Source organism: Cedecea sp. FDAARGOS_727, from assembly GCF_012273235.1.
Classification (GTDB): domain Bacteria; phylum Pseudomonadota; class Gammaproteobacteria; order Enterobacterales; family Enterobacteriaceae; genus Cedecea; species Cedecea davisae.
On the sequence record NZ_CP050966.1, the window covers coordinates 2,297,507 to 2,309,986 of the forward strand.

Sequence of the window (12,480 nt, forward strand, 5' to 3'; positions counted from 1 at the left end):
CCTCTTACTGCGCCTGCACCCGCAGCTCAGCTGCGGAACGACTGCGGTGACCCAACAATGCTTTGACATCACTGGACTTCGGTTTAACCAGGGTGAATTTCGCCGCGAAGGATGGCCAGTTCGCCAGGATCTCTTCGCCACGCTGGGAGCCGGTTAGCTGAACGTGTTCGGTTATCATGCCGCGCAGATGCTCTTCATGAATCGCCAGTTCTTCCACGTCGAGTAATTCAACCAGTTCCGGATTCACGCGTTTACGGAACTCGCCGTCTTCGTCAAGCACGTAGGCGAAGCCGCCGGTCATGCCCGCGCCGAAGTTAACCCCGGTTTTGCCAAGAATGCAGACGATACCGCCGGTCATGTATTCGCAGCCGTTATCGCCGATACCTTCAACCACGGTGATAGCACCGGAGTTACGCACCGCAAAACGTTCACCCGCACGGCCTGCTGCGTACAGCTTGCCGCCCGTTGCGCCGTACAGGCAGGTGTTGCCGATAATCGTCGCTTCGTGGCTGCGGAAGGCCGAGCCTACCGGAGGACGCAGTGATATCAGACCGCCTGCCATGCCTTTGCCTACATAGTCGTTGGCATCGCCGGTCAGGTGCAATTCCACGCCGCCGGCGTTCCACACGCCGAAGCTCTGGCCCGCGGTGCCGCTGAAATGCGCCTTGATTGGGTCTGCTGCCAGACCCTGGTCGCCGTTATGCTGCGCGATGTAGCCGGAAAGCGAAGCGCCCACGGAGCGGTCGGTATTGCGGATGTCAAACCAGAAGGTTTTGCTCTGCTTGTCATCAACATACGGCTGCGCCTGGGTTAACAGCTGCGCGTTCAGGTCGCCTTTGTCAAACGGCGGGTTGTGCTCGGTGCAGTACACCGCTTTGCCCGGCATCGGTTCTGCGGTTTTCAGCAGCGCCGAGAGATCGAGCTTCTGCTGCTTGGCGGTAAAGCCTTCCAGCTCTTTCAGCAGATCCGTGCGGCCAATTAAGTCCACCAGACGCTTCACGCCCAGCAGCGCCATCAGCTCGCGGGTTTCGCGGGCGATAAATTCAAAGTAATTGGTCACTTTGAACGGCAGGCCGTGATAGTGGTTCTTACGCAGCTTGTCATCCTGGGTTGCTACGCCGGTCGCGCAGTTGTTCAGGTGGCAAATACGCAGGTATTTACAGCCCAGGGCGACCATTGGTCCGGTGCCGAAGCCGAAGCTTTCCGCGCCGAGAATAGCCGCTTTAATGATATCGAGGCCGGTTTTCAGGCCGCCATCAACCTGCAGGCGGATCTTGTGACGCAGACCGTTTGCTACCAGAGCCTGCTGGGTTTCTACCAGGCCAAGCTCCCAGGGGCAGCCAGCGTATTTCACGGAAGAAAGCGGGCTGGCACCCGTGCCGCCGTCATAACCGGCGATGGTAATCAGGTCGGCATAGGCTTTCGCCACGCCGGTCGCGATGGTGCCGACGCCAGGTTCGGAAACCAGCTTCACGGAGATCATCGCTTTCGGGTTGACCTGTTTAAGGTCGAAAATCAGCTGCGCCAGGTCCTCGATAGAGTAAATATCGTGGTGCGGTGGCGGAGAAATCAGCGTCACGCCCGGCACGGAGTAGCGCAGTTTCGCGATGTACGGCGTCACTTTATCACCCGGCAGCTGGCCGCCTTCGCCCGGCTTAGCGCCCTGAGCAACTTTAATCTGGATAACGTCGGCGTTGACCAGGTAGGCCGGTGTTACGCCGAAGCGGCCGGAAGCCACCTGCTTGATGCGTGACACTTTGTTGGTGCCGTAGCGGGCAGGATCTTCGCCGCCTTCGCCGGAGTTGGAATTACCGCCGATGCTGTTCATTGCTTCGGCCAGCGACTCGTGTGCCTCCGGGCTTAATGCTCCGATGGACATCGCCGCGGTATCAAAGCGTTTAAACAGCTCGCTGGCTGGCTCAACGTCTTCAATTTTGACGGACTCATCCTGCGGGTTCAGGGTCAGCATGTCGCGCAGCGTTGCCACCGGGCGCTCGTTGACCAGCTTCGCGTACTGCTGGTAATCGCCATAGTCGCCGCTTTGCACTGCTTTTTGCAGCGTCTGAACCACGTCCGGGTTATAGGCGTGGTATTCACCGCCGTGGACGAACTTCAGCTGCCCGCCCTGATCCAGCGGCTTACGCACCAGCCAGGCACGCTTGGACAGGTTCAGCAGATCCTGCTGGAAGTCGGCGAAGCCCGCGCCGCCGATGCGGCTGACTGCACCCTGGAAGCAAAGCTCGGACACTTCTTTGTGCAGGCCGACGGCTTCAAACAGTTTGGAGCAGCGGTAAGAGGCGATAGTCGAGATGCCCATTTTGGACATGATCTTGTACAGCCCTTTATTGATCCCGTTGCGGTAGTTCTGCATCACCGTGCGGTAGTTTCTGTCGATTGCGCCGTTATCAACCAGCTTCGCCAGAGTTTCATAAGCGAGGTATGGGTAGATTGCGGTGGCGCCAAAGCCGAGCAGAACCGCAAAGTGGTGCGGGTCGCGGGCGCTGGCGGTTTCAACGATGATGTTAGCGTCGCAGCGCAGGCTCTTGTCCACAAGGCGAGTCTGGATTGCGCCAACGGCCATTGGAGCCGGAACCGGCAGGCGGTTTTTGGCAATATTACGGTCGGACAGCACCAGCAATACCGTGCCGTTGCGAACCATACGTTCGGCTTCGTCGCACAGCGCCGCTACGGTTTCGTGCAGTGATTTTTCCGTAACGTCGTAAGTGATGTCGAGCGTATCGGCGCGATAATGCTCTTCTTCCAGCGTGGTCAGCTGCTGGAAATCGGACCACAGCAGGATTGGCGATTTGAAGCTCAGGCGGTGGGCCTGGCCTTCCGCTTCGCAGAAGACGTTCATTTCGCGGCCAATGCTGGTGGCCAGCGACATCACGTGGGCTTCACGCAGCGGGTCGATAGGTGGGTTAGTCACCTGTGCAAACTGCTGGCGGAAGTAGTCATAAATAATGCGTGGCTGGCTGGAAAGCACGGCAAACGGGGTATCATCGCCCATTGAGCCAACGGCTTCCTGGCCGTTCTCGCCCAGCACGCGAATGACCGAGTCCAGCTCTTCGCTGCTGTAGTTAAACTGCTTCTGATAGCTGGCGAGCGTGTCGTCGTCCATTTCGCGAGTGCCGACGCGTTCGTCCGGCAGCTCTTCAAAAGGCACCAGGCGGCGAACGTTTTTCTCCATCCACTCTTTGTAAGGATGGCGGCTTTTCAGATCGTTGTCGGTCTCTGCGGAATGCAGAATACGGCCAACGCGGGTATCGATAACCATCAGCTCGCCGGGGCCAACGCGGCCTTTTTCAACCACTTCGTCCGGCTGGTAATCCCAGATGCCAACCTCGGACGCGCAGGTGATGAGCTTATCTTTGGTAATAACGTAGCGTGCCGGGCGCAGGCCGTTACGGTCCAGGTTACAGGCGGCGAAACGCCCGTCGGACATAACGATACCGGCCGGGCCGTCCCACGGCTCCATGTGCATGGAGTTAAAGTCGAAGAAGGCGCGCAGCTCCGGGTCCATATTCGGGTTGTTCTGCCAGGCAGGCGGAACCAGCAGGCGCATGGCGCGAACGATATCCATCCCGCCCGCCAGCAGCAGCTCAAGCATGTTATCCATGGAGCTGGAGTCAGAGCCGGTTTCGTTGACGAACGGCGCGGCGTCGTGCAGGTCAGGAATCAACGGCGTCTGGAATTTGTAGGTACGGGCGCGTGCCCACTGGCGGTTACCGGTAATGGTGTTGATCTCGCCGTTGTGCGCCAGATAGCGGAACGGCTGAGCCAGAGGCCAGCGAGGTACGGTGTTGGTGGAGAAGCGCTGGTGGAACAGGCAAATGGCTGATTCCAGGCGCAGATCCGCCAGGTCCAGGTAGAAGCGCGGCAAATCCGCCGGCATACACAGACCTTTATAAATGTTCACCAGGTTAGAGAGACTACAGATATAGAAGTCTTTGTCTTCCTGGATGCGTTTTTCGATACGGCGACGGGCGATGAACAGGCGACGTTCCATATCGCGAGGACGCCAGCCCGCCGGGGCGTTAACGAAAATTTGCTCAATACGTGGCAGAGAGGAGAGGGCGATTTCACCGAGCACATCTTTATTAACCGGCACTTCGCGCCAGCCAACAATAGACAGGGTTTCGTTTTGCAGCTCTTCTTCAACAATGCGGCGGCTGGCGCGGGCAAGCGCGTCATCCTGGCTTAAGAAAATCATGCCAACGGCATAGTTTTTAGCTAAACGCCAATTGCGCTCTTCTGCAACGATGCGGAAGAAACGATCCGGTTTTTGCAGCAACAGGCCGCAACCATCACCGGTTTTACCGTCGGCCAGAATCGCGCCGCGGTGCTGCATACGGGCCAGTGCGTGAATAGCGGTACGCACTACCTTGTGGCTAGGTTCGCCTTCTATGTGGGCGATCAGGCCGAAACCACAGTTATCCTTCTCGAGGGATTTATCGTACAACATATCAGTGAACCTCCCCAGGCTCTACGTTACCCCCAACCGTTTGCGCGTGGACGCAGCAAGGGCATGGCGACGGGGTTTGCGCATCTTACGCTTGCCTCGCGTGTCGCCCTCTTAATGTCCAACGCATCCGGTGTCACAAGTGTTGAGGACTTGCTTTAGAGGGAATCTCAATTACTGCATAAATATGATGGGCACAGAACCCATCCAGAAAGCTTCCAGCGGATTTCCAACTTATCGGGAAAGAGCACACAGGTCAAATGGCATTCTTATTTATACATAATTGTGCTAAGAGTGGGTTAACGATATGAATAAGAAGATTTTTTTGTCTTTTTTGCACATTCAGAAAGGTCTGCTAACGTCGGGCTTTATGTGATCGTCCTCACTATCCGAAAGCCCGTGAAACTCCAGACCATGCTGGCATGAATGATATTGCCAGCACGATATGCTGCCTAACCCTCGCGGTGTGCAGCATGACACTGTTTTTCACCGGGCGTCATATTCTTTAAATAAAGGGATGCGTCATAAGGAAAAGTAATTATGCTTAGGGTGGATAAAATCGCACTAATTTTGAATGATTATTCAATAGCTAAAGCTGCGCCGAAGCGATTGATCCAGGTCATCGCCGGGGCGAACAGAAAATGGCAGGCTAGGCCCCTTTTTCGGGACGGCCCATCAGATTATGCAGTTACAGAAATTAGTCAATATGTTTGGCGGCGATCTCTCTCGTCGTTACGGGCAAAAGGTCCACAAGCTTTCGCTTCACGGCGGGTTTAGCTGCCCGAATCGCGACGGTACTATCGGACGCGGGGGCTGCACTTTTTGCAATGTCGCCTCTTTTGCCGATGAAGACCAGCAGCACAACTCTATTGCCGTGCAGCTCGCGCGGCAGGCCAGCCGCGTGGATCGCGCGCAGCGCTATCTGGCTTATTTTCAGGCCTACACCAGCACCTGGGCAGAGGTTCAGGTATTGCGTTCTATGTATCAGCAGGCGGTGAGCCAGGCCAGCATTGTCGGCCTGTGTGTAGGAACCCGCCCGGACTGCGTGCCCGACAGCGTGCTCGATTTGTTGAGCGAATACCGTGAACAAGGGTACGAGGTCTGGCTGGAGCTGGGTCTACAGACGGCGAACGATAAAACCCTGCACCGTATCAACCGTGGGCATGATTTTGCCTGCTATCAAGAAACCACGCGGCGGGCGCGTGCCCGTGGTTTGAAAGTCTGTAGCCACCTGATTGTAGGTTTGCCCGGCGAGGGGCAGCAGCAGTGCATGGAAACGCTGGAGCGGGTGGTGGAAACCGGCGTGGATGGCCTGAAGCTGCATCCGCTACACATTGTTGAAGGCAGCATTATGGCGAAAAGCTGGCGTGCGGGCCGCCTCGGCGGCATTGAGCTTGAGGAATACGTGCAAACCGCCGCAGAGATGATTCGCCATACGCCCCTCGACGTGGTGTTTCACCGCATCTCCGCCAGCGCACGCCGCCCTACGCTGCTGGCGCCTTTATGGTGTGAAAACCGCTGGACGGCGATGGTGGAGATAGCTCGCTACCTGCTGGAACATGGAACGCAAGGATCGGCTCTCGGTACGCCGTGGGATCTCTCACTTCTTTCGTAATACCTGAGCGTTAGCCCTTTTTGCGGTATATTTAGCGCATCCACGGCGAAGGAAGGGTTCCATGAAGCAAATCCGGTTATTAGCGCAGTATTACGTCGATCTTATGGTGAAGCTGGGGTTAGTGCGCTTCTCCCTGCTGCTCGCTTCGGCTCTGGTCGTGCTGGCGATGGTGGTGCAGATGGCCGTCACCATGCTGCTGCGCGGCCAGGTCGAAAGCATCGATGTTGTTCGCTCCATCTTTTTTGGGTTGTTGATTACGCCGTGGGCGGTCTACTTCCTGTCGGTTGTTGTTGAGCAGCTTGAGGAGTCCAGGCAGCGCCTGTCGAAGCTGGTGGAAAAACTTGAGGAGATGCGCGAGCGTGACCTGATCCTCAACGTCCAGCTAAAAGATAATATCGCCCAGCTCAACCAGGAAATTGCGGACCGTGTGAAGGCGGAAGCCGAGCGCCAGACTATGCTTGAGCAGCTTAAAGTGGAGATGCAGGAGCGTGAAGAGACGCAAATCCGGCTTGAGCAGCAGTCCTCTTTCCTGCGCTCCTTCCTTGATGCCTCCCCTGACCTGGTGTTCTACCGCAACGAAGATAAAGAATTCTCAGGCTGTAACCGGGCGATGGAGCTGTTGACCGGGAAAAGCGAAAAGCAGCTAATCCACCTCAAACCGCAGGACGTTTACTCTGCCGAGGCCGCCGAAAAAGTGCTGGAGACCGACGAGAAAGTCTTCCGCCACAACGTGTCGCTAACCTACGAGCAGTGGCTTGATTACCCGGACGGGCGCAAAGCCTGCTTCGAAATTCGTAAAGTGCCTTATTACGACCGCGTGGGGAAACGCCATGGCCTGATGGGCTTTGGGCGTGATATTACCGAGCGTAAACGCTACCAGGATGCCCTGGAACGCGCCAGCCGGGATAAGACCACGTTTATCTCTACTATCAGCCACGAGCTGCGCACGCCGCTTAACGGCATCGTCGGCCTGAGCCGTATTCTGCTGGATACCGACCTGAGCGGCGAACAGACCAATTACCTGAAAACCATTCACGTTTCGGCCATCACTCTCGGCAATATCTTCAACGATATTATCGATATGGATAAACTTGAGCGCCGCAAAGTGCAGCTTGATAATCAGCCGGTGGATTTCACCAGCTTCCTTGCCGACCTCGAAAACCTCTCCGGCCTGCAGGCTCAGCAAAAAGGGCTATCGTTTGTTATGGATCCGACGTTGCCGCTGCCGCATAAAGTGGTGACGGACGGCACGCGCCTGCGCCAGATTCTGTGGAACCTTATCAGTAATGCGGTGAAGTTTACCCCGAAAGGCGGGCTGGTGACGGTGCGGGTTCGTTATGAAGAGGAGAGCTGCCTGCGCTTTGAAGTGCAGGATTCGGGTATCGGCATCCCTCAGGATGAGCAGGACAAAATTTTTGCCATGTACTACCAGGTGAAAGACAGCCACGGTGGTAAACCGGCGACCGGCACCGGTATTGGCCTTGCGGTATCGCGCCGCCTGGCGAAGAGCATGGGGGGCGATATTACCGTGACCAGCAAGCCGGGTGAAGGCTCGCTGTTTACCTTAACCGTGCAGGCGCCAAGCGTGGCCGAAGAGGTTGAGGATACGCTCGACGACGACGAGATGCCGCTGCCGGCCCTGCATGTCCTGCTGGTGGAAGATATCGAGCTGAATGTCATCGTGGCGCGCTCGGTACTCGAAAAGCTGGGGAACAGCGTTGATGTGGCGATGACCGGGAAAGAAGCGCTGGAGATGTTTATTCCAGGGGAATATGACCTCGTACTGCTGGACATTCAACTGCCGGACATGACCGGGCTGGATATCTCCCGCGAGCTGAATAAACGCTTTAGCAAAAGTGAGCTGCCGCCGCTGGTGGCGCTTACAGCTAACGTGCTGAAAAACAAGACCGAGTACCTGGAAGCCGGAATGGATGACGTGTTGAGTAAACCGCTCGCCGTGCCGGCACTGATGTCGATGATCCAAAAGTTCTGGGATAACCAGATAACGGATAAGGAGCCTGTGGTGACAAAAGTCGATAGTGAAAAACAGCAAGCGCTGCTCGATATTCCTATGCTTGAACAATATATCGAGCTGGTAGGGCCAAAATTAATAACCGATGGCCTGGCGATGTTCGAAAAAATGATGCCGGGTTATTTAGAAGTGCTCGATTCCAATATGACCGCGCGGGATAACAAAGGCGTGGTGGAAGAGGGGCATAAAATTAAAGGCGCCGCTGGCTCGGTTGGTCTGCGCCATTTACAGCAGGTTGCCCAGCAGATTCAGTCGCCGGATTTACCCGCGTGGTCAGATAACGTTGGCGAATGGATCGAAGAATTGAAACAAGAGTGGCAGCACGACGTTAACGTATTAAAAGCGTGGGTAGCCGAAGCTGGAAAAAAATGACCCCGGCCAGGCCGGGGTGCGCGAATACTGCGCCAACACCAGGGAAAACAGGGTTGCGCCTTTTTTAAGCGTTGAATTAATTAATGGCACAACCAGCAATTCGCGGGCCGTCAGCCATATAAGATAGCAAAGCTTGAAATATTTGTTACGTGAATCAGTAAAATATGTGAAGCATAACGAGCAAATGGTTCGGCTGATACTGAAGCAGGCTTTAAGTAAAGGAGCGTTCAAATGAAGAGAATCGGCGTAGTGCTAAGTGGCTGCGGCGTTTATGACGGCAGCGAAATCCACGAGGCGGTGCTAACGCTGCTGGCGCTATCCCGTGCCGGTGCCGAGGCGGTTTGCTTTGCACCCGATAAACCTCAGTCTGACGTTATCGACCATCTTACCGGCGAGACCGCTAACGGCGGCCGCAATGTTCTGCAGGAAGCGGCCCGCATTACGCGCGGCAATATTCTGCCTTTGCGCGAGGCGGTGTCCGAAGCGCTCGACGGCCTGATTGTGCCGGGTGGATTTGGCGCGGCTAAAAACCTGAGCACGTTTGCCGCCCAGGGTGCTGAATGTGAAGTTGATGCTGATTTACGCCGCCTTGCGCGCGAATGCCACGAGCAGGGAAAGCCTTTGGGCTTTATGTGCATTGCTCCGGCGATGTTGCCAAAGATTCTGGATATGCCTCTGAGGCTTACCATCGGGACGGATATTGATACAGCGGAACTGCTGGAAGCGATGGGCGCAGAGCATGTTCCCTGCCCGGTAGAGGATATCGTTGTTGATGAAGATCGTAAGGTCGTGACTACGCCTGCTTATATGCTGGCGCAAAACATTAACGAAGCGGCCATCGGTATCGACAAGCTGGTTGCACGCGTGCTGGAACTGAGCGCGTGAGGAAAGGGCGTTTTGCACCGTTGCAGTGGGTGAAACGCTGGCTTCTGAGGGCTTTGATCGCGGTTGGCGGCCTGTGGCTTTTCGGGCTGCTGCTGTTTCGTTTTGTCCCCGTGCCGTTTTCCGCGGTAATGGTTGAGCGCCAGGTCAGCGCCTGGGCGAGCGGCAATTTTGGCTATGTCACCCACTCCGACTGGGTATCTATGGACGAAATTTCGCCGTGGATGGGGCTGGCGGTTATTGCCTCTGAGGACCAAAAATTCCCCGAGCACTGGGGATTTGATACCGCCGCTATCGAGAAAGCGCTCGCGCACAATGAGCGTAATGAGAACCGCGTTCGCGGCGCTTCAACGCTCTCCCAGCAAACGGCCAAAAACCTGTTTCTGTGGGACGGGCGTAGCTGGCTGCGTAAAGGTCTGGAGGCCGGGCTGACCGTTGGGCTGGAAACGGCGTGGAGTAAACGGCGGATTTTGACGGTGTACCTGAATATCGCCGAGTTCGGTGAAGGTGTTTTTGGCGTTGAAGAGGCCTCGCGGCGCTATTTTAACAAGCCAGCCAGCCGCCTGACTCCGGCAGAAGCGGCACTGCTGGCCGCGGTATTACCCAACCCGATTCGTTTTAAAGCCAATGCGCCATCCGGCTATATTCGCCAGCGGCAGCAGTGGATCATGCGCCAGATGCGTCAGCTGGGCGGGGAGTCCTTCCTCGAGCAGCATAATTTAAAATAACCGCCCGAGCGCCCTCCGGCGGTTGTTCTTCCTTCCGCAGTTCGCCGCCTGGTTGTGCTATGCCGCGGTTGAATGAGGTCGCCATGAAAATTGTTATTGCCCCCGATTCTTTTAAAGAAAGCCTGAGCGCAATGCAGGTTGCCGCGGCTATTGAGCAGGGTTTTCGCGAAATTTACCCGCATGCCGATTATGTAAAGCTGCCGATGGCCGACGGCGGGGAAGGTACCGTCGAGTCGATGGTTGCCGCCACCGATGGGAAAGTCATTCCGGTAACGGTGACCGGCCCGCTCGGGCAGCCGGTTGAAGCCTTTTTTGGCCTGACGGGCGCAGAGGACATGGCAATCACTGAAATGGCCGCTGCCTCCGGTCTGCATCTGGTTCCCGTGGCGCAGCGTAACCCGTTATTAACCGGTACTTTCGGCACCGGCGAGCTTATCCTTGCGGCGCTGGAGTACGGCGTCAGCAAAATCATTATCGGCATTGGCGGTAGCGCAACGAACGACGGTGGAGCTGGCATGATGCAGGCGCTGGGCGCAAAGCTCCTTGATGCCAAAGGGCAGCAGCTAAGTGCCGGAGGCGCGGCGCTGGCGGAGCTGAGCTCGCTGGACTTGAGTCTGCTGGACCCGAGATTGCTGCAAACCGAAATCTTGGTCGCCTGCGATGTTGATAACCCGCTGTGCGGTGAAAAGGGAGCTTCTGCGGTATTTGGACCGCAAAAAGGCGCGACGCCGGAAATGGTCAGCCAGCTGGATGCTGCTCTCAGGCACTATGGCGAGCAGATTGAGCGGCTCGGCGGCAAGCCGGTTATTGATGTGGCCGGTGCGGGGGCTGCGGGAGGCATGGGGGCTTCGCTGTTCGGGCTGCTGAATGCCAGGCTGCGGCCGGGCGTTGAAATAGTCACCGAAGCGTTAAAGCTGGCAGAGGCTATTGAAGGCGCGGACCTGGTTATTACCGGAGAAGGGCGGATTGATAGCCAGACGATACACGGTAAAACCCCGGCAGGCGTGGCAAGAGTCGCTAAACGATTTGATGTGCCGGTGATTGCGCTGGCGGGCGGTATGGCGCCTGATTACGGGGTGGTGCATCAATATGGAATAGACGCCGTATTTTCAGTGCTTAACCGGATCCAGACCTTACCGGAGGCGCTTGAACAGGCGGAGGAAAATATACGCATAACGGCGCGTAACGTAGCCGCGGTGTGGAAAATGGGGCGCGGCTAATGCCGCGATACCCGCTTAGTCTTCGTCAAAACCGGCATTGAACAGCGCGATTACCGCCGCCAGAGCCTGTTCTTCCTCAGGACCCGTCACTTCCACCTCGATGTACCCACCCTTGGCGGAATCCAGCATCAGCAGAGCAATCACGCTGCTGGCTTCGGCTTCGGTTCCTGCTTCATTTCTCAGCATTACTTCGGCGTCAAAGCTTTGCACCAGTTCAAACAGCTTCATAGCCGGGCGGGCGTGCATGCCCAGCTTATTGGTGATTTCAACGGTATGCTTTACGGTCATGTTTTACGTTTTTCCAGCGTGCGGTGTCGGGACTGGACGTTCTTGCCGCGCGAACGGAAGTAGTCGGCCAGCTGCTCTGCAATATAAACCGAACGGTGCTTACCGCCGGTACAGCCGATAGCGACGGTCAGATAGCTACGGTTGTTGGTTTCCAGCATGGGTAACCATAACTCAAGATAGCTGCGGGTCTGGTAGATAAAATTGTGTACTTCTGTGTGCCTGTCGAGGAAGGCGGCAACCGGTCTGTCGAGGCCGGTCATCGGGCGCAGCTTCGGGTCCCAGTGCGGGTTAGGCAGGAAGCGAACGTCAAACACATAGTCCGCATCAATCGGGATGCCGTGCTTGAAGCCGAAGGACTCAAACACCATCGTCAGCTCGCGCTCGCGTTTGCCCAGCAGGCGGGTACGCAGCATTTCAGCCAGCTCGTGAACCGACATTTCCGAGGTGTCGATAATCAAGTCCGCGCGGGATTTCAACGGTTCGAGCAGGTCGCTCTCTTCGTCGATAGCGCTTTCCAGCGAAAGATTCTTGCTGGAGAGCGGGTGCAGGCGGCGAGTATCGCTGTAGCGGCGAATCAGGGTGTTGCGGTCGGCGTCCAGGAACAGCAGCTGCGGCGAGAAAGCATCCGGCAGATTGTCCATCGCCTGCTCGAAGATCTCCGGTGATTCCGGCATGTTGCGCACGTCAATACTGACCGCGGCGGAAATTTGCCGGTCAGCAAGCGTCTTTGCCAGCTCCGGCAGCAGAACAACCGGCAGGTTATCCACACAGTAGAATCCCATATCTTCCAGTGCGCGCAAGGCTACAGACTTCCCTGAACCTGAGCGGCCGCTGACAATCATCAGCACCATGTAATCATTCCCCCGATTTATCTGTCCGGT

The 12,480-nt window shown here is 56.5% G+C and carries 8 protein-coding genes; 5 read left to right on the forward strand and 3 right to left on the reverse strand.

The window, feature by feature from the left end:
• Positions 1 to 4 precede the first annotated feature (4 nt).
• Positions 5 to 4,465, reverse strand: a complete 4,461-nt coding sequence (gene gltB, locus FOC35_RS11005) for a glutamate synthase large subunit (RefSeq protein WP_016538402.1) — start codon at positions 4,463 to 4,465, stop codon at positions 5 to 7.
• A gap of 679 nt (positions 4,466 to 5,144) precedes the next feature.
• Here gltB and FOC35_RS11010 point away from each other — a divergent pair.
• From FOC35_RS11010 to FOC35_RS11030, 5 genes are all read left to right on the forward strand, one after another.
• Positions 5,145 to 6,077 (forward strand): TIGR01212 family radical SAM protein, encoded by a 933-nt coding sequence (locus tag FOC35_RS11010; protein ID WP_172568900.1) that lies wholly within the window; start codon positions 5,145 to 5,147, stop codon positions 6,075 to 6,077.
• 61 nt (positions 6,078 to 6,138) lie between these two features.
• A complete protein-coding gene (gene arcB / locus FOC35_RS11015; RefSeq protein WP_172568901.1) occupies positions 6,139 to 8,481 on the forward strand; it encodes an aerobic respiration two-component sensor histidine kinase ArcB in 2,343 nt (780 codons plus the stop codon).
• Between the two features lie 231 nt (positions 8,482 to 8,712).
• Positions 8,713 to 9,366, forward strand: a complete 654-nt coding sequence (gene elbB, locus FOC35_RS11020; protein WP_016538399.1) for an isoprenoid biosynthesis glyoxalase ElbB — start codon at positions 8,713 to 8,715, stop codon at positions 9,364 to 9,366.
• Positions 9,363 to 10,091, forward strand: coding sequence for a monofunctional biosynthetic peptidoglycan transglycosylase (mtgA, locus tag FOC35_RS11025; protein ID WP_172568902.1), 729 nt, complete (start codon positions 9,363 to 9,365; stop codon positions 10,089 to 10,091). The genes elbB and mtgA overlap by 4 nt, the downstream gene beginning before the upstream one ends.
• Before the next feature lie 83 nt (positions 10,092 to 10,174).
• Positions 10,175 to 11,311 carry a glycerate kinase gene (locus FOC35_RS11030; RefSeq protein WP_172568903.1) on the forward strand — a complete coding sequence of 379 codons (1,137 nt, stop codon included), beginning with the start codon at positions 10,175 to 10,177 and terminating at the stop codon, positions 11,309 to 11,311.
• Between the two features lie 15 nt (positions 11,312 to 11,326).
• Here the strand turns inward: FOC35_RS11030 and npr are convergent, their stop codons facing one another.
• The gene (gene npr, locus FOC35_RS11035) at positions 11,327 to 11,599 is read right to left on the reverse strand and encodes a PTS phosphocarrier protein NPr (protein ID WP_172568904.1); all 273 of its coding nucleotides are present in this window, start codon (positions 11,597 to 11,599) and stop codon (positions 11,327 to 11,329) included.
• Positions 11,596 to 12,450 (reverse strand): RNase adapter RapZ, encoded by an 855-nt coding sequence (rapZ, locus tag FOC35_RS11040; RefSeq protein WP_016538395.1) that lies wholly within the window; start codon positions 12,448 to 12,450, stop codon positions 11,596 to 11,598. The genes npr and rapZ overlap by 4 nt, the downstream gene beginning before the upstream one ends.
• Positions 12,451 to 12,480 lie beyond the last annotated feature (30 nt).

What these genes read in the sequence shown, in the direction of transcription:
- gltB (WP_016538402.1), bottom strand. Translation starts at nt 4,465, where the DNA reads ATGTTGTACGATAAATCCCTCGAGAAGGATAACTGTGGTTTCGGCCTG.
- FOC35_RS11010 (WP_172568900.1), top strand. Translation starts at nt 5,145, where the DNA reads ATGCAGTTACAGAAATTAGTCAATATGTTTGGCGGCGATCTCTCTCGT.
- arcB (WP_172568901.1), top strand. Translation starts at nt 6,139, where the DNA reads ATGAAGCAAATCCGGTTATTAGCGCAGTATTACGTCGATCTTATGGTG.
- elbB (WP_016538399.1), top strand. Translation starts at nt 8,713, where the DNA reads ATGAAGAGAATCGGCGTAGTGCTAAGTGGCTGCGGCGTTTATGACGGC.
- FOC35_RS11030 (WP_172568903.1), top strand. Translation starts at nt 10,175, where the DNA reads ATGAAAATTGTTATTGCCCCCGATTCTTTTAAAGAAAGCCTGAGCGCA.
- npr (WP_172568904.1), bottom strand. Translation starts at nt 11,599, where the DNA reads ATGACCGTAAAGCATACCGTTGAAATCACCAATAAGCTGGGCATGCAC.
- rapZ (WP_016538395.1), bottom strand. Translation starts at nt 12,450, where the DNA reads ATGGTGCTGATGATTGTCAGCGGCCGCTCAGGTTCAGGGAAGTCTGTA.